Origin of the sequence: Archangium sp. (assembly GCF_045802675.1) — a bacterium.
In the GTDB taxonomy this organism is placed as follows: Bacteria; Myxococcota; Myxococcia; order Myxococcales; family Myxococcaceae; genus Archangium.
Genome location: NZ_JBJMQO010000026.1, coordinates 290,543 through 312,541, shown reverse-complemented (window position 1 = coordinate 312,541; position 21,999 = coordinate 290,543). Strand labels below are relative to the sequence as shown.

At 70.1% G+C, this 21,999-nt stretch carries 18 protein-coding genes; 15 read left to right on the top strand and 3 right to left on the bottom strand.

Features of this window, described 5'->3' with window-relative positions:
• The 3 genes from lon to ACJ8AN_RS08150 form a co-directional block, all read left to right on the top strand.
• Positions 1 to 1,947 (top strand): endopeptidase La (lon, locus tag ACJ8AN_RS08160; RefSeq protein WP_407754684.1); only part of this gene is annotated, 1,947 nt, incomplete at its 5' end.
• Between the two features lie 159 nt (positions 1,948 to 2,106).
• Positions 2,107 to 3,030 (top strand): N-acetylmuramoyl-L-alanine amidase, encoded by a 924-nt coding sequence (locus tag ACJ8AN_RS08155; RefSeq protein ID WP_407754683.1) that lies wholly within the window; start codon positions 2,107 to 2,109, stop codon positions 3,028 to 3,030.
• Positions 3,027 to 4,007: an aldo/keto reductase gene (locus ACJ8AN_RS08150; protein WP_407754682.1), complete on the top strand. Its 981-nt coding sequence runs from the start codon at positions 3,027 to 3,029 to the stop codon at positions 4,005 to 4,007. Before ACJ8AN_RS08155 ends, ACJ8AN_RS08150 begins: the two co-directional genes overlap by 4 nt.
• A gap of 21 nt (positions 4,008 to 4,028) precedes the next feature.
• Here ACJ8AN_RS08150 and ACJ8AN_RS08145 read toward each other — a convergent pair whose 3' ends face one another.
• Together ACJ8AN_RS08145 and ACJ8AN_RS08140 are read right to left on the bottom strand one after the other, a co-directional pair.
• On the bottom strand, positions 4,029 to 5,003 hold the full coding sequence (locus ACJ8AN_RS08145) for an FHA domain-containing protein (protein WP_407754681.1): 975 nt from the start codon (positions 5,001 to 5,003) through the stop codon (positions 4,029 to 4,031).
• On the bottom strand, positions 4,991 to 6,319 hold the full coding sequence (locus tag ACJ8AN_RS08140) for a trypsin-like peptidase domain-containing protein (RefSeq protein WP_407754680.1): 1,329 nt from the start codon (positions 6,317 to 6,319) through the stop codon (positions 4,991 to 4,993). Before ACJ8AN_RS08140 ends, ACJ8AN_RS08145 begins: the two co-directional genes overlap by 13 nt.
• Positions 6,320 to 6,564: 245 nt before the next feature.
• Here ACJ8AN_RS08140 and ACJ8AN_RS08135 point away from each other — a divergent pair, with 245 nt between their 5' ends.
• From ACJ8AN_RS08135 to ACJ8AN_RS08105, 7 genes are all read left to right on the top strand, one after another.
• Positions 6,565 to 7,050 (top strand): hypothetical protein, encoded by a 486-nt coding sequence (locus ACJ8AN_RS08135; RefSeq protein ID WP_407754679.1) that lies wholly within the window; start codon positions 6,565 to 6,567, stop codon positions 7,048 to 7,050.
• A gap of 129 nt (positions 7,051 to 7,179) precedes the next feature.
• Positions 7,180 to 9,006 carry a serine/threonine-protein kinase gene (locus ACJ8AN_RS08130; RefSeq protein ID WP_407754678.1) on the top strand — a complete coding sequence of 609 codons (1,827 nt, stop codon included), beginning with the start codon at positions 7,180 to 7,182 and terminating at the stop codon, positions 9,004 to 9,006.
• On the top strand, positions 9,003 to 10,001 hold the full coding sequence (locus tag ACJ8AN_RS08125; RefSeq protein ID WP_407754677.1) for a hypothetical protein: 999 nt from the start codon (positions 9,003 to 9,005) through the stop codon (positions 9,999 to 10,001). The genes ACJ8AN_RS08130 and ACJ8AN_RS08125 overlap by 4 nt, the downstream gene beginning before the upstream one ends.
• Positions 10,002 to 10,013: 12 nt before the next feature.
• On the top strand, positions 10,014 to 11,909 hold the full coding sequence (locus ACJ8AN_RS08120) for a sigma 54-interacting transcriptional regulator (protein ID WP_407754676.1): 1,896 nt from the start codon (positions 10,014 to 10,016) through the stop codon (positions 11,907 to 11,909).
• Between the two features lie 63 nt (positions 11,910 to 11,972).
• Positions 11,973 to 12,560: a hypothetical protein gene (locus tag ACJ8AN_RS08115; protein ID WP_407754675.1), complete on the top strand. Its 588-nt coding sequence runs from the start codon at positions 11,973 to 11,975 to the stop codon at positions 12,558 to 12,560.
• Positions 12,557 to 14,170, top strand: coding sequence for a carboxypeptidase-like regulatory domain-containing protein (locus ACJ8AN_RS08110; protein WP_407754674.1), 1,614 nt, complete (start codon positions 12,557 to 12,559; stop codon positions 14,168 to 14,170). Before ACJ8AN_RS08115 ends, ACJ8AN_RS08110 begins: the two co-directional genes overlap by 4 nt.
• A gap of 114 nt (positions 14,171 to 14,284) precedes the next feature.
• The gene (locus ACJ8AN_RS08105; protein WP_407754673.1) at positions 14,285 to 15,445 is read left to right on the top strand and encodes an AI-2E family transporter; all 1,161 of its coding nucleotides are present in this window, start codon (positions 14,285 to 14,287) and stop codon (positions 15,443 to 15,445) included.
• A gap of 18 nt (positions 15,446 to 15,463) precedes the next feature.
• On the opposite strand, the gene ACJ8AN_RS08100 is transcribed toward ACJ8AN_RS08105, so the two are convergent.
• Positions 15,464 to 15,781 (bottom strand): hypothetical protein, encoded by a 318-nt coding sequence (locus ACJ8AN_RS08100; protein ID WP_407754672.1) that lies wholly within the window; start codon positions 15,779 to 15,781, stop codon positions 15,464 to 15,466.
• Between the two features lie 174 nt (positions 15,782 to 15,955).
• On the opposite strand from ACJ8AN_RS08100, the gene argC reads away from it, so the two are divergent.
• The 5 genes from argC to argF are packed head-to-tail and all read left to right on the top strand — an operon-like array spanning position 15,956 to position 21,942.
• Positions 15,956 to 17,017, top strand: a complete 1,062-nt coding sequence (gene argC, locus ACJ8AN_RS08095; protein WP_407754671.1) for an N-acetyl-gamma-glutamyl-phosphate reductase — start codon at positions 15,956 to 15,958, stop codon at positions 17,015 to 17,017.
• Positions 17,014 to 19,089, top strand: coding sequence for a bifunctional glutamate N-acetyltransferase/amino-acid acetyltransferase ArgJ (gene argJ, locus ACJ8AN_RS08090; protein ID WP_407754670.1), 2,076 nt, complete (start codon positions 17,014 to 17,016; stop codon positions 19,087 to 19,089). The genes argC and argJ overlap by 4 nt, the downstream gene beginning before the upstream one ends.
• A gap of 23 nt (positions 19,090 to 19,112) precedes the next feature.
• Complete coding sequence (gene argR, locus ACJ8AN_RS08085) at positions 19,113 to 19,598, top strand: arginine repressor (protein WP_407754669.1); 486 nt, start codon at positions 19,113 to 19,115, stop codon at positions 19,596 to 19,598.
• Entirely contained in the window at positions 19,595 to 21,040 is a 1,446-nt protein-coding gene (argH, locus tag ACJ8AN_RS08080) for an argininosuccinate lyase (protein ID WP_407754668.1), read from the top strand. Before argR ends, argH begins: the two co-directional genes overlap by 4 nt.
• A complete protein-coding gene (gene argF / locus ACJ8AN_RS08075; protein WP_407754667.1) occupies positions 21,037 to 21,942 on the top strand; it encodes an ornithine carbamoyltransferase in 906 nt (301 codons plus the stop codon). The genes argH and argF overlap by 4 nt, the downstream gene beginning before the upstream one ends.
• The last annotated feature ends 57 nt before the right edge of the window (positions 21,943 to 21,999 follow it).

Genomic DNA, 21,999 nt, shown 5'->3' with positions numbered 1-21,999 from the left:
GCGGCCACCGAGCTCGTCGAGTCGATCACGCACCCGGGGCACCTGGCGGATCTCATCGCGGCCAACGTTGACGTCCCCATCGAGGAGAAGCAGGCCGTCCTGGAGACGGTGGACCTCAAGGCGCGCATGAAGCTCGTGCTCGAGCTGCTCAACCGCAAGCGCGAGATCCTCAAGCTCTCCAACAAGATCGACTCCGCCGTGAAGGGCGAGATGTCGAAGACCCAGCGCGAGTACTACCTGCGCCAGCAGCTCAAGGCGATCAAGGAAGAGCTCGGCGAGATGGGCGAGGAGGAGGAGGAGCTCGACGAGCTGCAGGAGCGCCTGAAGAAGGCCGGCCTGCCTCCGGACGTGGAGAAGGTGGCCAACAAGGAGCTCAACCGCCTGAAGACGATTCCGGCGGCCTCCAGCGAGTACACCGTCGCGCGCACCTACCTGGATTGGATCGCCGACCTGCCCTGGGCCAAGCTCAGCGAGGACAACCTCGACATCGAGAACGCCCGGCAGACGCTGGACAAGGACCACTACGGCATCAAGAAGGTGAAGAAGCGCATCCTGGAGTACCTGGCGGTGCGCAAGCTCAAGAACGACATGCGCGGGCCCATCCTCTGCCTGGTGGGGCCTCCGGGTGTCGGTAAGACCTCGCTGGGTCAGAGCATCGCCAGGGCGGTGGGCCGCAAGTTCGTGCGCCTGTCGCTCGGCGGCGTGCGCGACGAGGCGGAGATCCGTGGCCACCGGCGCACCTACGTCGGCGCGCTCCCGGGCCGCTTCATCCAGAGCATGAAGAAGGCCGGCACGAAGAACCCGGTCATGATGCTCGATGAGATCGACAAGCTCGGAGCGGACTTCCGCGGCGATCCGAGCGCGGCGCTCCTCGAGGTGCTGGACCCGGAGCAGAACAACTCGTTCAGCGACCACTACCTGGACGTGGCGTTCGACCTGTCCAAGGTGCTCTTCATCGCCACGGCGAACCAGCTGGATCCCATCCCTGGCCCGCTCCGTGACCGCATGGAGATCATCGAGCTGTCCGGCTACACGTTCGAGGAGAAGCAGAGCATCGCGCGCATCCACCTGGTGCCCAAGCAGCTCAGGGAGCACGGGTTGAGCCCGGACCACATCACCATCACGGACGAGGCGCTGCTGACGCTGACGGTCTCGTACACGCGTGAGGCCGGTGTGCGTAACCTGGAGCGCCGCATCGCGGACATCTGCCGCGCGGTGGCGGTCGAGGTGGCCGGCGGGAAGACCGACAAGCAGAACATCGACGGCAACCGGGTGAAGGAGGTCCTGGGGCCCGAGAGCTTCTACTCGGAGGTGGCCGAGCGCACGGAGGTGCCGGGCGTGGCCACGGGTCTGGCCTGGACGGCGGCGGGCGGCGATCTGCTCTTCATCGAGGCGACGAAGATGGCGGGCAAGGGCGGCATGACGCTCACCGGCCAGCTCGGCGACGTGATGAAGGAGAGCGCCACGGCCGCGCTGAGCTACCTGCGCAGCAAGGCGGAGGTGCTGGGCATCAATCCGAACTTCCTCGAGAAGACGGACCTGCACCTGCACTTCCCCGCGGGCTCCATCCCCAAGGACGGGCCTTCCGCGGGCGTGACGATCCTCACCGCGCTCACCAGCCTGCTCACGGGCATCCGGGTGCGCGGCGACACGGCGATGACGGGCGAGGCGACGCTGCGTGGCCTGGTGCTGCCGGTCGGTGGCATCAAGGAGAAGGTGCTGGCGGCGCACCGCGCGGGCATCAAGCGCGTGATCCTGCCGGAGCGCTGCCGCAAGGACCTGCAGGACGTGCCGGACCAGGCGAAGAACGACATCGAGTTCATCTTCGCCACCCGCATGGACGAGGTGCTCGCCGCGGCCCTGGAGACGTCGCCCTTCAAGACGCCGCCGGAGGGGGAGAAGGCAGTGCCTCCCCAGTCCGAGGCGACCCCCGAGGTCCGCGCCTAGCGCTGGCCTGAAGGGCTGAAGCAAGGACGGGCAGGTTCCCTCACGGGGGCCTGCCCGTTGCTATTTCCCCTCGCCCTCCGGGGGAGGGACGGGGTGAGGGTATCGTGTCCACTCGGGACTTCGAGGAACCGAGCCCCCCTGTCCGGGGTCCCAGACACCATGCCGAAACTCCCCCCGTGGCTGCCGCTGCTCGTCCTGATCCTGATCGCCGTCGGCTGCGAGGATCAGGCCCGGGCGGCGCCCACCGTCCCCGAGCCCTCCCCTCCTCCCGCCGCCCTCACCCCACCCGCCCCGGAGCCCGCTCCCGCGCCCGTGTGGCCGGCCGCGAGCGCCCCGCTCACGGTGGCGAAGGTGGAGTTCCCCGAGGGCTTCGGCCGCAAGCGCCTCTACCTGGACGCGGGGCACGGCGCGCCGGGCAACGAGGGAAACACGTCCGTCACGTGCGAGCACGAGGAGTCCTTCACGCTGCGGGCGGCGCAGGAGCTGGCGCGGCGGCTGGAGGCCACGGGGCACTTCCAGGTGAAGCTGAGCCGGAAGCCGGGACAGAGGCCCTCGTACGCGGAGCGGCTCGAGGAGGCGGAGCGCTGGCGGGCGGACCTCTTCGTGAGCCTGCACTCGGACGCGCGGGGCGAGGCGAGCTGGTGGCTGTGGGCGCCGGACGAGTGGTGCCTGAGGAACGACGCGGCCCCCGGGTACAGCGTGCTCTACGCGGACGACACCGCCGAGCCCCTGCTGTCCCGGCGTCTGGCGCTGGCGCGGGCGCTGGCCCGGCGCATGGGCGAGGCGGGGTTCCTCCCGTATGGCGGCGAGGACTACGTGGGCCTGTACGCCTCGGACCTGGAGCAGCCGGGGACATTCGTGAGCCGGCACGAGCCGGGCAAGCGCATCTTCGTGCTGCGCAAACCGCCCATGCCCTCGGTCATCATCGAGACGCACCACGCGCTGGACTTCGAGGAGGTGGCGCGCTGGCGCGAGGAGCGGACGCTGGAGGCCTTCGCGGCGGCGGTGGCGCAGGGAGTGGTGGACGCGCTGGTCCCGGCACGGGTAAGCGCCCTGCCAACCAAAGGAGTGACGAGCCGATGAAATACGCCAACCTGGGCCATACGGGCCTGAAGGTGTCTCGGATCTGCCTGGGGTGCATGAGCTACGGCACCCCCACCTGGCGTCCGTGGGTGCTGGACGAGGAGGCCTCGCAGCCCTTCTTCCGACGCGCGGTGGAGGCGGGCATCAACTTCTTCGACACCGCGAACATGTACTCGCTCGGGGTGAGCGAGGAGGTGACGGGCCGGGCCCTGCGCAAGTACGCGAGGCTGGAAGAGGTGGTGATCGCCACCAAGGTCTACTTCCCCATGAACGAGCGGCCCAACATGGGCGGCCTGTCGCGCAAGAACGTGGTGCAGGCGTGCGAGGCGAGCCTGAAGCGGCTCGGCGTGGAGACGATCGACCTGTATCAAATCCACCGGATGGATCCGGAGACGCCGCTGGAGGAGACGCTGGCCGCGTTGGACCAACTCGTGCGGCAGGGGAAGGTCCGCTACCTCGGCGCGAGCTCGTCGGCGGCGTGGAAGTTCGCCAGGGCGCTGAGCCTCTCGGAGCGCAACGGCTGGGCGCGCTTCGTGTCGATGCAGAACCACTACAACCTCGTCTACCGCGAGGAGGAGCGCGAGATGATGCCCCTGTGCGAGGCGGAGGGCATCGGGGTGATCCCATGGTCGCCGCTGGCGCGCGGGCTGCTCGCGGGCACGCGCAAGACGCTGGATGACAAGCAGGCCACGACGCGCGCCGGCTCGGACGCATACGCGACGGCGCTCTACGACAACCCGCACGACTGGGACGTGGTGGAGGCAGTGAAGAAGGTGGCCTCGGCCAAGGGCCACTCGCCCGCCGAGGTGTCCCTGGCGTGGCTGCTGTCCAGGCCGGCCGTGGTGGCCCCGATCATCGGCGCCACGAAGCTGGAGCACCTGGACGCGGCCATCCGCTCGGTGGACGTGACGCTCACCCCGGACGAGGTGAAGGCGCTCGAGGCGCCCTACCAGCCCCACGCCGTGCGCGGCATGTAACGCGCGGGCCCGGCGCGAAGGTCAGGGCCGCTCCTTCGCGAGCGCGTCCACGTCCTCCTGGAGCTCCTTCGAGTCCTCGAAGAAGGAGTCCACGGGCTTCGCGGGCGCCACCCGCAGCGCCGGGGGCAGCAGCGTGCGATCGAACTCCAGGTCGGGCGAGAAGTCCTCGTCGCCCAGCAGCGAGTCCGCCTGCGTCAGCACCCCGAAGCACACCAGGATGATGCCGAGCACGATCCGCAGCCGCTTCGGGTGGGCGCGCGTCACGTAACCCAGGTGCCAGAAGAGCACGCACCCCACCCACCCCAGGAGCCCCACCAGGTACAGCCAGTGCGTCCACGGCCCCAGCCCGAGGCTGTACTTCACCAACCCCACCAACAGCGGAATCGCCAGCACCCCCACCAGCAGGCCCAGGCTCCCGATGGTGCCGTGAGAGCCGAAGTGGAACTGCCGCCGCGCCACCTTACTCGCCACGGACCAGAACCCCGCCCAGGCGAAGGCCAGGAGCACCGGCCCCAGCACCGCCAGCGCCAGCGAGCCCCAGTCCGTCTTCTGGTAGCTCGTCTGGTATTGGTAGAAGAGGAAGGCCACCACCGTCACCGCCAGCATCGCGGGGAAGGCGAAGCGCCGATCGAAGAGCCGGTGGCGCGGCGCCATCGGCACCGCCGTGACGAGCGTGTCCTCCACCGGGTGCGACCGGCTCCGGAAGCGCAGCACCGTGTCGCCCACCGCCACCCGCGCATCGTCCGTGAGCTCCAGCTCCGCCAGCCGCGCCCAGGGCTCCACCCGGAACGTGCCGTTGCCGCTGCCCACGTCCCGCAGCACCAGCTTCCCGCCCTCGGTGCGCTCGATTCGCAGGTGCGAGGCCGACACCTTCGGGTCATCCAGGATGACGTCGTTGCCGTACCCGCGCCCCACCGTCGCCGGGAAGCGCTCGAGCCGGTGCCGCGCCTGCACCCCGTCCCCCTCCAGCACCTCCAGGAAGATCACTTCGTCCATGCGAGCGCCTCCAGGTAGCGGCGCGCGATGGCGCGTGCGTTGTCCGCGGAGAACCCCGCCAGATCCAGGCTCGTCTGCACTCCCGAGGTGCTCGCATCGAGCGTCGCCGCCCGGAGCGACAAGTCATACAGCCCGGGGAACTTCTTGTAGGCGCGCAGGCACAGGGCCACGCGCACCGGCAGGTTGCCCACCTTCACGAACTCCTCGCGGCAACGGAAGTTCGTCACGTCCTCCTTGGTGGCCTCCACGCCGCCCGCGTCATCGCTGAAGTGCGCCGAGTAGAGCGCCGAGAAGCGCAGCGGCCCGAGCTGATCGCTCGACACGAAGGCATGGTCGTACGCCAGCACGCCCGTGCGGTGATCCGAGCTCAGGTAGATGTCCTCCTCGGACGAACACTGGTAGCTGGTGATGGTGTACGGGTTCTCCGGCTCGTGCGGGGTGTCGCCCCAGCACTTGAGGAAGGGCAGCCAGCGGCCCGGCACGCGGTAGTTGCCGAGCGGCTGCGGTGGCACGGGCGTGGCCAGCAGGCGCTCGGTGATGCGCTGCTGGTTGTCCATCAACTGCGCGCCCACCACGGCCAGCAGCGCCGGGGGTGTGCCCTCCTTCGCCTTGCGCGCCCGCGTGAGCAGCTCGTGGGCGTGCTCCACCGGCACCAGGAAGCCGAGCTGGTTGCCCAGCGTGGCCACGTTGACGCCCACCACGCGGCCCTCGGCCGTCACCGTGGGGCCACCGCTCATGCCGGGGTTGATGGCGCCGCTGAAGTGCACCTTGTCGTAGAGCGCGTCCTGGATGAGCCCGTTGTACGTGCCCTCGACGATGGTGGTGCCCAGATCATGCGGGTTGCCCATGGCGTACAGCCGCGTGCCCTGCGGGGGCTCCTTCGCCGCCAGCTCGAACCAGTCCTTCACCAGCGCGTCCTGCTGGATGACGGCCAGGTCGTGCACCACGTCCACGTCCACCACCCGGACCGGCACCGCCTCCGCGTCGTTGCCGTTGCGCACCAGCTCGGCCGAGTAGTCCTCCGGCTGATGAACGATGCTCGAGATGACGTGGTAGTTGGTGATGGCGTGCCCGTCCGCGCTCACGAAGAACGCCGAGCCGATGGACGACTTGGTGCCGCTGCGCCGCTCGATGATGCGCACCTGGGCCACGCGGCCCTTGATCCGCTCGAAGAGCTCGTGGGTGGCCGGGGGCAGCGTGGCCACGGGCAGCGGAGGAACGACGGCCGATACGCCCGCGTCCGGAGCGTCACCGGCCTCGTCCTCGGGGAGGTCCGGCACCTGGGCCAGCGCGGCGAGAAGGAGGAGCGTCACCATAGGGGGCACCCACACTAGCGGAACCGGCGCGAACGCCCGGCCCTCATCGCCCCTCCCCGGTCCCTTCCCGAAACGGAGCGAGCAGACAGCCTAGACATAAAAAACTGCAAATAGCGTAATTCCCGTAAATAGAGCGGGCAGGCGGCCGAGGCTCCTCCCAGGGTGGACCTCCCTCGCGCCTCCCAGGCAGGCGGCCATAGTCCCAGGGTGACTTCCGCGTCCCGTACGGTAACCTTGCGCCCGAGATGAACGTCGAAGCCCGCGCCGAAATGGTCGCCCATGCCGAACGCGCCCTGCGCCGCGGTGAGCTGAGTGAGGCCGTGAGCCTCTACGAGACGCTCTGCCGGACGTTCCCCGAGGACGAATCGCTGAGCCTCCGGCTGTCCAACGTGCGCGAGATGCTCCAACCCCAGGAGCTCCAGACACTCCGCGCCCTGCAGGCCAGCGCCCAGCCCGAGGCCATCCCCCAGGGCCCCTCCTCTCCCGCCACCGAGGGCGAGCGCCTCTTCGTCCTGGGGGACTACACCGGGGCCGCCGCCGCCTACCGCCGCGCACTCCAGGAACGCCCGGATAACGAGTTGATCCGCGAGCGGCTCGTGGAGCTCTACCGGCTGGCGCGCGCACTGCCCGTGCACTCGCCCACGGATCGCAAGCTGCCCCGCCAGGCCGAGCCGCTCCTCAACGCCCTGTTGGATCGGCTCGCCGCGCGGCGCCGCCTCAAGCGCGAGTGATGTGCGTTGCGCCCCATGGGGTCGGCTCCTAGAATCCCAACCCCGACGTTCCTGTCATACTCGCGTCATCCACCCTGACACCCGCGTCCTCATGTCCACCCTCTCGCGCCTCGGCGTGAGCAGCCACCCATGACGCTCATCGGCCGCAACATCGGGCGCTACCGCATCCTCGAGGAGCTGGGCTCCGGGGGCATGAGCGTCGTGTACAAGGGGCTCGACACGGCGTTGGACCGCGAGGTGGCGGTGAAGGTGCTGCACCCGCACCTGGCCAACAAGTCCGAGTCGCGCCGCCGGCTGGCGCGCGAGGCCAAGGCGGTGGCGCGGCTGCACCACCCCAACATCCTCGAGGTGTTCGACTTCTCGGCCGAGGGCGCGCAGGACGCCTTCCTCGTCACCGAGTACGTGCGCGGCCGCACCCTCAAGGAGTACGTGGACGAGCTGGGCCACCTGGAGCTGCCCGAGCTGGCCGCCATGGTGGTGCACGAGCTCGCCGCCGCGCTCGCCCACGCGCACGAGTCCGGCGTCATCCACCGCGATCTCAAACCCGAGAACGTGATGATCCGCGAGGACGGAGTCCTGAAGCTGATGGACTTCGGCATCGCCAGGCTGCTCGACATCGAGGAGCGGATGACCGTCACGGGCGCGCTGGTGGGCTCTCCGGCGCACATGGCCCCCGAAATCATCGAGGGCCTCGACGCCGGCCCCGAGACGGACATCTTCTCGCTGGGCACCATCCTCTACTGGCTGATGGTGGGCCGGCTGCCCTTCGTGGCCGCCAACGCCACCGCCACCCTCAAGCGCATCCTCGATGGCAACTACGAGGACCCGCGCCAGCGCGTGCCCAGCCTCTCCGACGAGCTGGCGGACATCTGCGCCACCTGCCTCGCGAGGGACCCGGCCCGGCGCTACGCCAACGCGGGCAAGCTGCGCGACGCGCTCGGGGACTACCTCGCGGGGCTCGGCTTCGCGCGCGTGGGCGAGGAGCTCACCTCCTTCTTCGCGGACCCGGCCTCGTACCAGAAGCTGATGCGCCCGCGGATCATCGCCTCGCTGCTCGAGCGCGGGGAGCGGCTGCTCGCGGACAAGCGCATGCCCCGGGCGCTCGCCTGCCTCAACCAGGTGCTCGCGCTGGATGCCACCAACACGCGGGCGCTCGCGCTGCTCGGAGGCCTGGAGCGCCAGCGCCGCCTGAAGCTGTGGCGCGCCCGGGGGCTGAAGCTGGGCGCGGGCCTGCTCGTGGCCTCGGTGCTCGGCGTGGGCGTCCACCTCTTCCAGCAACGCACCCCGGACGCTCCGCCCACCACGGCCCCGGCCGCCCCGGACGTGAAGCCCACCCCGCCGAAGCCCGGAGCCCAGGTGACTCCCACGGTGAAGCCACTGGCCGAGCCGAACGCCACCGAGCCGCACACGCCTCCGGTGCAGACCGCCCGGACGACGCCCGACACCCGGCGGCTCGCCACGCGCGCCGAGCCGGCCCGGGTCGAGCCCGCCCGCTTCACGCCGGTGCCCATCTCCATCCTGGTGCGCCCCTACGGCTACGTCCGCGTGGACACCGGGGCCCCGAGCGCCCAGCCGCTCGCGCAGCACACGCTGCAGGTGGCGCCCGGCAAGCACACCGTCACCATCACCTGCGACTACTGCGAGTCCGCCCAGGAAACCATCGAGGTGCGGCCCGGCGTGGAGAACGTCTTCCGCCTGCGTGCCCAGCTCAAGGCCTCGCGGCTGTCCTTCGCGTACGAGCCCGCGGACGCCGTGGTGCGCGTGGGCGGCGAGGCGCGCACCGTGCGCGAGTCACAGGAGCATCCCTTCGACATCCAATCGCCCAAGGGGCAGGCGAGCTTCCAGCACCGCGTGGAGTACGAGGTGAGCCACAACGGGTACCTCACCGAGAAGCGCGCGGTGCTCCTCGAGCCCGGCAAGTCCACCACGCTGCGCGGATCCCTCGTCGCCGAATGAGCCGCTGCCTCCGCCTCCTGGTCCTCCTGGGATTGCTCGCCCCCGTGGCCGCGCTCGCCGACGAGCCGGCCGACACGGAGGTGTCCGCCCTGCGCGCCAGCTACGAGTACGGCCGCTACGCCGAGGTGTTGGCGCGCGCGGGCCCCCGCATCGACCGGGGCCGGCTCTCCGACAAGGACCTGGCGGAGCTGCACAAGCTGGCCGGGCTGAGCGCCTTCAACCTCAACCGCCCCGAGGACGCCGAGCGCCACTTCCGCGCGCTGCTGCGGCTGGAGCCGGACTTCAACCTGGATCCGTTCGCGGTGCCCCCGCCCGCGGTGACGTACCTGGACAACATCCGCCTGCAGATGTCGGCGGAGCTCGTCCTGGTGCGCCAGGAGCGCCAGCTGCGCGTGGAGCGTGAGCGCACCGAGGCCGAGCGCCGCGAGCGCGAGCGCGCCACCGCCGAGGAGCAGCGCCGGCGCGTGGAGCAGCTCTCCCATCAGGTGACGGTGCGGCAGGTGGAGAAGCGCAATTTCATGGTGAACTTCGTCCCCTTCGGCGCGGGCCAGTTCCAGCAGGGCCGCACGGGCCTGGGCACGCTCTTCGCCGCCTCCGAGGGCGCACTCGCCGTCACCAGCATCATCGCCTTCCTCGCCTACGACTCGCTCGTCCAGACGACCAAGGTGGCGGTGGACGACATCGGGGGAACCCGGAACGTCCCCGTGCACTACATCCCCACGGACAGCCTGGGGCAGGCCCAGAACTGGACGACGCTCAAATGGGGCTCGGCCGCGGGCTTCTACGCCGTGTACGCGGCGGGCGTGCTCGATGCCCTCCTGCACCACCAGGATCAGGTGGTGGAGACGCACATCGAATCCCTGCCCTCGGGTCCCACGAGCCCCTCGGTCCCCTCATTGCGCGAGTCCGCGCCCGACCCGGCCACGCCCCGGGCCAGCCTCCATCTCTACCCCACCTCCAGCGGAGCCGGCGCCGGCTTCACCCTCGCCTTCTAGGAACGCGTCGACATGGCCAGCCTCACCGTCCGCACCCCCGACGGCAGGACCCGCACGGTCCCCCTCCACAAGCGCATCACCAGCATCGGCCGCTCGGCCGACAACGACGTGCAGCTGGAGGACGCCTCCGTCCCGGACAGCGCCCTGCACCTGCTCTTCGATGGCACGCGCTACCAGCTCGGCAGCCTGGGCGCGACCTTCCAGGTGAACGGCAAGAAGCGCGACAACCACGTGCTCGCCACCTCCGACGTCATCCGCGTGGGCGGCACCGAGCTCGTCTTCGCCCGCGAGGACGCCTCGCCCGCGAAGCCGGCTCCCGTCCTCGCCGTCACCCACTCCACGGACGGCACGACGGATCCGGACTCGCACACCCGGGACATGCCCGGCGTGGTGGGCCGCGAGCTGCTGCTGCTGCGCCGCCTCACCGCCTTCAGCGAGCGGCTGCTGGGCAGCTCCAGCCGGGACGCGCTGCTCGAGGGCCTCCTGGACGAGGCCATCGAGGTGACACGGGCGGACAAGGGCGTCCTCATCCTCCGGGAGAACGGCGAGCTGCGCATCAAGGTGGCGCGCAACGTCACGCGCGAGAACCTCATCGACGCCGAGGAGCGGGTGTCCGACTCCATCGTCGAGAAGGTGGCGCGCACCCGCAAGCCGCTCATCGTCAGCGAGGCCCTGGACGATCCCGAGTTCAAGGCCAGCAAGTCCGTGGTGAACCTGCAGCTCTTGTCCGTCATGTGCGTGCCGCTGCTGCACAAGGACGAGCTGTTCGGCGTGCTCTACGTGGGCAATGACAGGTTGGTGAACCGGTTCGAGCCCAAGAGCCTGGACATGCTCACCATCTTCGCGGCCCAGGCGCTGCTGCTCATCCACAACGCGCTGCTGGTCAACGACCTGAAGCTGGACAACACCGAGCTGCGCAAGCGCCTGGACGACACGCGCTACGGGGAAATCGTCGGCGCCTGCCAGGGCATGCTCGACGTGTACAAGCGCATCGACAAGATCGCCCCCACGGACATCTCCGTGCTCATCACCGGCGAGACGGGCACGGGCAAGGAGCTCATCGCCCGGGAGCTCCACCGCAACTCGCCCCGGGTGAAGGGGCCCTTCGTCACCATCAACTGCGGCGCCATCCCGGAGAACCTCCTGGAGAGCGAGCTGTTCGGCCACGTGCGCGGCGCCTTCACCGGCGCGGTCAACACCAAGGTGGGCAAGTTCCAGGCGGCCATCGGCGGCACGCTCTTCCTGGATGAGATCGGCGAGATGCCGCTCCAGCTCCAGGTGAAGCTGCTGCGCGCCCTGCAGGAGAAGATCGTCTACAAGGTCGGCGATCACCGCGGCGAGCCCGTGGACATCCGCGTGGTGACGGCCACCAACCGCGTGCTCGAGGACGAGGTGCGCAAGGGCACCTTCCGCGAGGACCTCTACTACCGGCTCAACGTGGTGACGCTGAAGCTGCCGCCCCTGCGCGAGCGCGGCGAGGATCTCTTCGTGCTCGGCAAATACTTCCTGCAGAAGTACTCCAAGGAGTTCAGCTCGAAGAGCAAGGGCTTCTCGCCGTCCGCCACGGTGGCCATGAAGAAGTACGGCTGGCCGGGCAACATCCGCGAGCTGGAGAACCGCATCAAGAAGGCGGTGGTGCTCGCGGACAAGCCGCTGCTCGGGCCGGACGACCTGGACCTGCGGCCGGAGAACCTGGAGCCGGTGCTGCCGCTCGCCGAGGCGCGCGAGCGCTGGCAGAAGCAGTACATCCAGGAGGTCTACGAGCGGAACAACCGCAACAAGACCAAGACGGCCAAGGATCTGGGTGTGGACCCACGGACGATCTTCCGCCACTTCGAGAAGCTCGAGGCGGAGAAGAACGGCGGGCCCATGCCCCCCGGCGAGGACGGCGACGACGAGCTGCTGTGACAGGGCCGTCGCGGTTTTCCGTTCTCCCCCACCCAGGCCCCCCGCCAACCCCCCGTTCCGACGATGAAATCCCCCCTCCGCCGACTGGCCAGCGAATTGCTTCCCCTGCCCGCCATGAAGTGGTTGGGACTCGCCATCAGCACATGGGCCCTGGGGGGATGCATCCTGCCCCAGGACGAGGAGTACCTCAGCTCGCTCCCCGTGCCGCTCAACCATCCCCTGCGGATCGTGGAGCAACAGGTGTCGCCCCCCGAGCGCATCCTCCGCGGCTACGGGAACGATCTGTGCGAGCTGGAGTTCTCGGTCATCGTCGAGGACCCGGACCTCGGGGACACGCTCGTCGCGTACTGGTTCGTGGACTACGACGCCAGCCAGCCGCGCATCGACGCCGAGGTCTCCATCGAGCCGAAGGGGAACAAGCCGGTGCGTGACGAGCGCGCCTCGTTCCACGTGAGGGTCAGCGACCTCAACCGGCTGAACGTCCCGGGAGACCACGTCGTCGAGGTGGTCGTCACCGACTCGTCCCTGGTGGGCCGCGAGCCGCAGCCGAAGAACATCATCCACACGGACGACGGCACCGACTACCGGGACCCGGGCTACACCGCGACCTACGCGTGGTTCGTGAGGACCGAATCCGGAGGCTGCCCATGAGACGGCTGGCCACGTCGATGCTGCTGGCGGCGCTCGTCACGGGCTGCGCCGCGGGCGACTCCGGAGACACCTTCCTCGGCTGCCGCAGCGACGACGAGTGCGGCGACAACAAGGTGTGCTTCCCCGACGGGTGCGGAGACCCCGGGAAGAACATCGTGGTGGAGGTGGTGCCCAACCCCAAGGGCGGCCTCTACGCGCAGGACTTCCGGGTGGACGATCTGCGCAGCCAGCAGAACATCGAGCTGTTCGACCCGGCCACGATTCAGGGCCAGGTGCTCGTGCAGGGGACTACGACCAGCAGCAGCTACACCTCCTCCATCACCCTGCGCATGACGGGCGAGAGCCTGCTCATCCCCGGCGTGGTGCGCCGCCACGAGAGCACCCTGGTGCCCATGGATGGTGCCTATTCGCTGCCGGTGGCCTCGGGGCGCTACGCGGTGACGCTGCTCGCCGCCGATGCCCAGCAGCCGCCCCTGTTCAACAACCGCGACGTGCAGCCGGGCGGCATGGTGTCCCTGGACTTCACCCTGGCCGATCCTTCCCGGCTCGTCCGGCTCTCCGGCGGGGTGGTGGGCCCGAGCGGGATGCCCCTGGACGTCGACCTGGAGGTGCAGGCCCTGGACGCGGCGCTGCGCCCGCTGTCGCAGCGCGTCCCGGTGACGCGCGCCACGGGCCAGTTCAATCTGGCACTCCCGCCCTCGGCCGCCCTGGGGGACGCGGTCGTCCTCCAGGTGCTGCCCACCTCCGCGGACGCCCTGGTGCCACAGAAGCTGTTCACCGTGGCGGACCCGCTCCAGGGCCTCCAGGCGCCGCTCTCCATGGGCGACTATGGCGATCCCGTGCGCTTGCAGGGCCGCGTGCTGGGCCAGGACGGAAAGCCCGTGCCGCAGGCCACGGTGTACCTGGTGGGCAAGGTGGGCGGCAGCGGGCAGTACCGCAGCCAGAAGGTGCTCACCACGGCGGACGGCTCCTTCGAGCTCCTCACCCTTCCGAGCGCCCCCGACTCCGCGATGACGCTCTCCGTCATTCCTCCGGCGAGCTCCCACGCGGGCTACACGCAGAAGTTCGTCACCGTGCCCCGCGCCAGCGTCACGCGGACGCCGGACGTGGTGTGCCTGGAGCGGATGAAGGTGCGCGGCACCCTGCAGCGGCCCAGTGGCTCGGTGCCGGCCGCGGGCGTGAAGGTGGTGGCCGAGCCCATCGAGGAGCTGCCCGGCTGGCCCCGGCCCGCGTTCAGCTTCGATGCCCCCCGCCTCACGGATGACCAGGGCCAGTTCGAGATCACCCTGGACCCGGGCCGCTACCGCTTCGACTTCATCCCCACCGAGGATCTGCCGCGCGTGAGCCGCATCGTCACGGTGCGCCCGCAGGAGGATGGCGCCTCCATGGATCTGCCCCTGGAGCTCTCCGCCTTCACGCTGTCCAAGGGCCGCCACGTCACCGGGGAGGTGGGCTTCAGCGGCGGGAGGCTGGCCCAGACGACCGCGCCCTACGCCTCCATCCGCTTCTTCCGCGTGGTGGACGTGGAGGGCAAGAAGACCGCCCTGCTGCTCGCGCAGACGCTGACGGACCAGAACGGCACCTACTCCACCACCATGCCCACGCGCTGAGCGCTGGCGCGGAGGACCCGGCGGGAGCGCGAGGGCCCGCCCGCCGGCCCGCTCTCCTGGAGTGGGACGGAGCCGATGCAGGGGCGTGCCTACCTTGAGCGGAGGAGGCCCCGCATGGACGACGCGCGCCGCTCCCAGGTTTCCGCTCGCACCGTCTGGACGGTGGGCTTCAACGCGCTCGCCCTCCTGCTGCTGGCGTGGGTGCTCATCCAGTTGCGCGCCGTCTTCGTGCTGCTGGCGGTGGTGCTGCTCGTCGCCCTGGCGTTGGATCCGCTGGTGCGCTGGTTCGAGCGGCGTGGGCTCCCCCGGGGCTGGAGCGTGCTGGTGACCTTCCTGGGCCCGTTCGGGCTCGCGGCGCTGATGGGGGCCACGCTGGTGCCGCTGGTGGTGCAGCAGGCGCGCAGCCTCATCCTGGCCGCGCCCAACCTCGTGGCCCAGGTGCGCGCCTGGGAGTACACCCGGTGGCTCGAGCAGCGCTTCGACCTGGAGCAGAAGGTCCAGGCCACCCTGGCGCACGTCCCGGACATCGTCGCCGCGTCGCTGCCGGGCGTCGTCTCCACCACGGTGAATGGCGTGGTGGTGTTCATCACGGTGCTGACGCTCAGCCTCTTCGCCCTGCTCTTCGGGAAGGATCTCTACGCCCAGGCCTTGAGCTGGGTGCGTCCCTCGCGCCGGCCGCCCATCCGCCGGCTGGTGGGGAACATGCACAAGGCCGTCAGCGGCTACCTGGCGGGCACCTTCCTCACCGTCACGCTGGGCGGCATGGTGACGGCGCTGGGGACCTTCCTGCTGGGAGTCCCCTACTTCCTGGCGCTCGGGAGCCTCTACCTGGTGCTGGGCCTCATCCCGTACATCGGCAGCCTCCTGATGGCGGTGCTGGTCTCCTTCACCACGCTGACCACGGTGGGGCTCAAGCGGGCCCTCATCGCCCTGGGCGTCTTCCTCGTCTACCAGCAGGTGGAGGGCAACCTCATCCAACCGCTCGTCCAGCGCCACTCCATCCGGATGAATCCCCTGCTCATCTCGGTGGTGATCATCATGGGCGCGGCCCTGATGGGGCTCATGGGCGCGGTGATTGCCCTGCCGGTGGCCGCGGCGCTCCAGGAGTACCTGCGCGAGTTCCAGGAGGAGCAGCGCCTGCGCTGGGGCACCGAGACCGAGGACGACGCTCGAGAGCCCACCGGTGGCCCGCGTCCCGAGGACACGCTCGAACCCGTGACCCGGGCGCACGACCCGGGGGACCCGCCCGACACCGCGGGCCCCACTCATCACTAGGGTTCGTCGTGCAGCCGCTCACCCCTGCGCCGGAGGCTTCTCGCCGGAGGCGCTGCCCATCTTCCGGGAGTGCTCCTGGAAGTCGCTCCAGGCCTGCTCGAAGCGGACCTTGGCCTGGTCCCAGCCGTCGTCGGCGGAGTGCATCAGCACGGAGAGTGACTGCCGGACGGCACTCAGCGAGCGGCGCATGAGCTCGAAGTCCTCCTGCGTGAGCCGTAGCGCCTCGGCCGAGTGCCGCTGGAACAGGGCCTCCATCTGGGTGACGTGGGAGTCGATCTGCTGGAGCTCGCCCTCGTGCTTCCGGGCCAGGACTCCCTGCTGCTCCTTCTCGGTCATGGGACGGCCTCCTCGCGGGAAGGTACGGGGAGTGCGGGCGCGCGGCACCTGGGACGGCCGTCGCCAGATGGGCACGGGAGAGGATCGGGAACCGCTCGGACGTCCCCCTGGCGCGGGGGGAATATGCACTTGCCGCTTGCTTGTATGCAGGGCAACGCATATTCATGCACACTCATGCATAAGACGGCGATCGGCATCATTGGCGCGTCCGGCTACTCCGGCGTCGAGGCGACCCACCTCCTGGGGGCCCACGAGAAGGTGGAGCTGCGGCTGGTGACCAGCGACAGGTGGCAGGGGGACGCCGTGGGCCGCCGTCTGGGCATCGCGGGGCCCCTCGGGCAGCTGCGCTATGCACCGCTCGACAAGAGCGCCGAGCTGGCCCGCGAGTGCGAAGTGGTGTTCCTCGCCACGCCCGCCGAGTCCTCCCTGCAGATGGTGCCCGGGCTGCTGGAGGCCGGCGTGCGGGTGATCGATCTCTCCGGCGCCTTCCGCCTGCGGGACACGGCCAGCTACCCGGCCTTCTACAACTTCACCCACTCGGCGCCCGCGCTGCTGGAGCAGGCCGCCTATGGCCTGCCGGAGCTCTTCCGCGAGCGCATTCCCAGCGCGCGGCTCGTGGCCAACCCGGGCTGCTACGCCACCGCGTGCGCGCTCTCCGTGGCGCCGCTGCTGAGGGCCGGGCTGCTGGACGAGGGCTCGGTCATCTTCGACGCCGCCTCGGGCACCACGGGCGCGGGCCGCAAGGCCTCCGAGGACATGAGCTTCAGCGAGGTGGACGAGGACTTCCGCGCCTACCGCGTGCTGCGCCACCAGCACACGCCGGAGATCGCCCAGACGCTCGCGGGCGTGGCGGGCCGCACGGTGCCCCTCACCTTCACCGCGCACCTGCTGCCCCTCAAGCGCGGCATCCTCGTCACCGCCTATGGCCGCCTGCGCCCGGGCGCCACCGCCGCCGAGGCCCGCGCCGCCCTCGAGCAGGCCTATGCCTCCAGCCCCTTCGTGACGGTGGAGGCCTCGCCGGACGCGGTGAGCCTCAAGAGCGTGGTGGGCACCAACCGCTGCGCGGTGGCCGTGGCCGCCGACACCTCCGGCTATGACCCGGGCCGCGTCGTGGTGACGGCCGCCATCGACAACCTGGTGAAGGGGGCGGCCGGACAGGCCGTCCAGAACCTCAACCTCATGATGGGGTGGGAGGAGACGCTCGGTCTCTCCACCCTGCGGGTGTTCTCTCCGTGAAGGTACCGCTCGGCTTCTCGTTCGCCGGTCTGCACGCCGGCATCAAGCCCCAGCGCAAGGACGTGGCGCTCGTCTACAGCGACACGCCCTGCTCGGCCGCGGGCTGCTTCACGGCCAACAAGGCCCGGGCCGCACCCGTCCAGGACGCCGAGCCCCGCCTGCCCGCCACGGGCATCCAGGCCGTCGTCGTCAACTCGGGCAACGCCAACGCCCTCACCGGCCCCGCCGGACTCGAGGCCGTGCGCACCGTGCGCGAGCAACTGGGCCGTACCCTGAATATCCCCGCGTCCGCCGTGCTCTCCGCCTCCACGGGCGTCATCGGCCATCCCCTGCCCGTGCCCAAGGTGCTGGCGGTGCTCGGCCCGCTCAAGGACGCCCTGCGCCCCGAGCCCGATGCCGCCGCCGAGGCCATCATGACCACCGACACGCGCGCCAAGCAGACGTGGCGCTCGGTGCGCATCGGCGGCCAGAACGTGACGGTCTCCGCCATCTTCAAGGGCTCGGGGATGATGCACCCCTCCCTGGCGACGGTGATCGCCATCATCACCACCGACTGCGCCATCCAGCCCGGAGCGCTCGCGGCCGCCCTGCGCGAGGCGGTGTCCAACACCTTCAACAGCCTCACGGTGGACGGGGACATGAGCCCCAACGACACCGTGTACGCGCTGGCCAACGGCCGGGCGGGCAACGTGCCCCTCACGGACCCGGGGCCGGAGCTGCGCGTCTTCACCGCCACGCTCTCGGACCTGTGCCTGGAGATGGCGCGGGACATCGCCGCCGATGGCGAGGGCGCCACCAAGCTGCTCGAGGTCGAGGTGACGGGCGCGCCCACGCAGGCCATCGCCCAGGACCTGGCGCGTGCCGTGGCGGGCTCCACGCTGGTGAAGGCCGCCGTCTTCGGAGCGGACCCCAACTGGGGCCGGGTGCTCGCCACCGTGGGCGCGCGCGCGGGCACCCAGGGCTATGACATCGATCCGTACTCGGCGCACGTGCGCATCCAGGGCATCTCCGTCTACGAGCGCGAGCCGCGCCCGTATGACACCGCCCACCTCAAGGCGCGCATGCGCGAGCCCGAGGTCCGTATCGAGGTGTGCCTCACCGGGGGCGGGGCCTCGTCCGTGGCGTGGGGGTGCGATCTCTCGTACGACTACGTGAAGATCAACGCGGACTACACCTCGCTCATCGTCCCGAGGCCGGACGGCGGCGTGGGCCGGGACGACCGGCTGGCCAACTACAGCCCCGCGTTCAAGACGACGCTGCTCGTCGAGGCGCTCTCGTACATCTCCCGCTTCCGCGGCAAGCGCTGCGTCATCCGCTACGGCGGCGCGGCCATGGTGAAGGAGAACCTCAAGCAGTCCTTCTGCCGCGACATCGAGCTGCTGCGCTCGGCGGGCCTCCAGCCCATCATCGTCCACGGCGGTGGGCCGGAGCTCACCCGCACGCTGGACAAGCTCGGCCTGCGCCAGGACGGCGAGCTCATCACCGACGACTCGGGCCTCAAGGTGGTGGAGATGGTCATCTCCGGCTCCGTCAACTCGGAGCTCGTCACCCTCCTCAACAACATGGGGGACCGGGCGGTGGGCCTGTCCGGCAAGGATGGGGCGCTGCTGCGGGCGCGGCGGATTCCCGGCGACGACGGCCGCTCCAAGGAGCACGTGGGCGAGGTGACGCGCGTCAACCACGAGTTCCTCGAGATGCTGCTGGGCCAGGGCTACGTGCCCGTCATCTCCCCCATGGGCCTGGGCGAGGACGGACAGACGTACGACCTCGGCTCGGACGCGGTGGCCGCGGAGATCGCCAACGCCCTCAAGGCGCACAAGCTCATCTTCCTGCACGACGCGCCGGGCATCCTCCGGGGCGAGGAGCTCTACAACGAGCTCACCTCCGCGCAGCTGCAGGCCCACCTGTCGGCCGGAGCGTTCAGCGGCAGCATGCGCACGCGCGCGACCATGGCGCTCAAGGCGCTCGACGGCGGCGTGGAGCGCGTGCACGTCATCGACGGGCGCGTGCCGCACAGCCTCATCGCCGAGCTCTTCACCGACAAGGGCGTCGGGACGCTCGTCACCCGCTGAGAGCGCGCACAGGGGGAGCGAACGTGAGTCCGCATCGGAACAACGGAGACAAGGCGGCGCGCCAGGAGGCCATCCGCCGCATCATCCGCGCGCGCAAGGTGTCCACCCAGGAGGAGCTGGGGCAGCTGCTCGCGGACGAGGACTTCGACGTCACCCAGGCCACGCTCTCGCGAGACCTGGCCCAGCTCGGTGCCATGCGCGTGTCGCTGCCCGAGGGCGGCACGGTCTACGGGCTGGAGACCGCCCCACCGCCCACCAGCGAGGACCGGTTGCGCGAGCTGGGGGAGATGATCCTCTCGGTGGAAGACAATGAGATGTTGGTGGTGGTCCGCACCCGCCCGGGCTCCGCGTCCCTGGTGGCGTCGGCCATCGATCAGGCCCGGCTGCTCGAGACGCTGGGGACCATCGCCGGAGATGACACCATCTTCGTCGCCCCCGCCCGCGGCAAGCCGACCCGCACAGTGTCCAGGAAGTTGAAGGCTCTCTTCGGAAAGGAAGAAACCCCGTGACGATTGCCAAGACGGCCGCCTCCGGTGGGCCCGGCCTCCACCCCGAGGTGCTGGCATTCACCAGCTCGCTGGCGCTCGACAAGGCCCTCCTCAAGGAGGACCTGGTGGGCAGTCTCGCCCACCTCACCATGCTGTCGCGCACCCGCCTCATTCCCTCGGAGGACGCGCGCGCCATCCGCGAGCAGCTCGTGGCCATCTGGAAGGGCTCGCAGGCCGGCACGCTCGTGCTCGCCGACGAGGAGGACGTGCACATGGCCGTGGAGGCGGAGATCACCCGCGTCCTCGGCGAGCGCGCGGGCCTCCTGCACACCGCCCGCTCCCGCAATGATCAGGTCGCGTTGGACTTGCGCCTGCACGTGCGCGAGCAGGTGGCCGGGGCGCTCGGCGTGCTGGCGACGCTGCTGGAGGGCCTGGCCGCCCGGGCCGAGTCCGAGCGCGAGACGCTCCTCCCCTCGTACACGCACCGGCAGCGGGCGCAGCCCATTTCGCTGGCGTACCTGCTGTGCGGCTACGGGGCCATGTTCACCCGGGACGTGGACGCGCTGGGCTTCGTGCTGGAGCAGGTGGCCGCGATGCCGCTGGGCGTGGGGGCCATTGGCGGCACGTCGCTGCCGATTGATCGCGAGGTGACGCGCGAGCTGCTGCGCTTCCCGCGCCTGACGATGAACGGGCTGGACACGGTGGGTGACCGTGACTTCGCGATGGACTTCGCCTACGCGGCCATGCGCTCGCAGCTGCATGCGAGCCGGGTGGCCACGGACTTCTACGACTTCGCCTCGCCCGAGTTCGGCTTCGTGAAGCTGGACGGGGAGATCGCCTGCGGCTCGAGCATGATGCCGCAGAAGCGCAACCCGGACGTCTTCGAGCTCATCCGCGGCAAGTCCGGCCGGGCGGTGGGCAACCTCAACACGCTGGCGGTGCTGGTGAAGGGGCTGCCGGGCGGGTACAGCCGGGACCTGCAGGAGGACCGGCAGGTGCTGCTGGAGACGGGGCCGCTGCTGACGAGCGTGCTGGCCATGCTGCACCTGGCGCTGGGCAAGGTGCACTTCGACAAGGAGCGGTGCTTCGCGGCGGTGGAGTCGGACTACATGCAGGCCACGGACGTGGCCGAGGCGCTGGCGATGAAGGGCATTCCCTTCCGCACGGCGTACAAGGCGACGGGAGCGCTGGTGCGGGCGTGCCAGGACAAGGGGTTGCCGCTGGCCAAGGTGACGCTGGAACTGGCACAGTCGGTGGACCCGCGCTTCGACGCCGAGGTGCTGAAGAGCGCGGATCCGCGGCGCGCGGTGGAGCGCAAGGCCAACGCCGGAGGCACCGGACCGGCGTCGGTGGAGAAGCAGATTGCCGAGCTGAAGTCCCACGCGGCCCGGGCCCGGACGATGGCGGATGCCGTCCCGAGGCTCGCGGCCCTCTTCGATTCCCTGCAGGAGGCTGCACTGTGAAGCGCGATTTCCTCACCCTGGCGGACCGTACCGAGGCCGAGTACCGCGCCATGTTCGATCGGGCCCACGCGCTCAAGGCGAGCCGCAAGCGCAAGGAAGTGGTGACGTCGCTGGCGGGGCGGCACCTGGTGCTGGTGTTCGAGAAGGCCTCGACGCGCACGCACCTGTCGTTCGAGGCGGCCATGTACCAGCTGGGCGGCACGGTCTCGACGATTACGTCGGGCAGCAGCCAGATCGCCCGCGGCGAGACGATCGAGGACACGGCGCGGGTCATCTCGGGCTACGCGGACTGCATCATGTTCCGCACGTTCGGGGATGATCGGCTGACCGCGTTCGCGAAGGCGTCGCGGGTGCCGGTGATCAACGGCCTGAGCGAGGGCGGGCACCCGGTGCAGATCGCGACGGACCTGTTCACGGTGGAGGAGCGGCTGGGGACGGTGAAGGGCAAGACGATTGCCTTCGTGGGCGACTGCGCGAGCAACATGGGCCTGTCGTTCGTGGAGGCCACGGGCATCTTCGGGTTCAACCTACGGCTGGGTTGCCCCGAGGGCTACCGTCCGGCGGCGGAGGCACTGGCGAAGGCGGGAGCGCGAGTGCACGTGACGGCGGACGCGACCGAGGCAGTGCGCGGGGCGGACGTGGTGGTGACGGACGTGTGGACGAGCATGGGCCAGGAGCAGGAGTCGGCGAAGCGCAAGAAGGACCTGCACGACTACCAGCTGAACGAGGCGCTGCTGGCGAAGGCGAACAAGGGCGCCATCGTGCTGCACTGCCTGCCCGCGCACCGGGGCGAGGAGATCACCGACGGAGTCGTCGATGGTCCGCAGTCGGCGGTCTGGGACGAGGCGGAGAACCGCATGCACGTGCAGAAGGCGCTGCTGGAGCAGCTCATCCTGGGCTGAACGGCCCCCACTGTGGCGTGCGCGGCTGAGCTGAGCCCGAGCGCCGGTGTCCGGCAG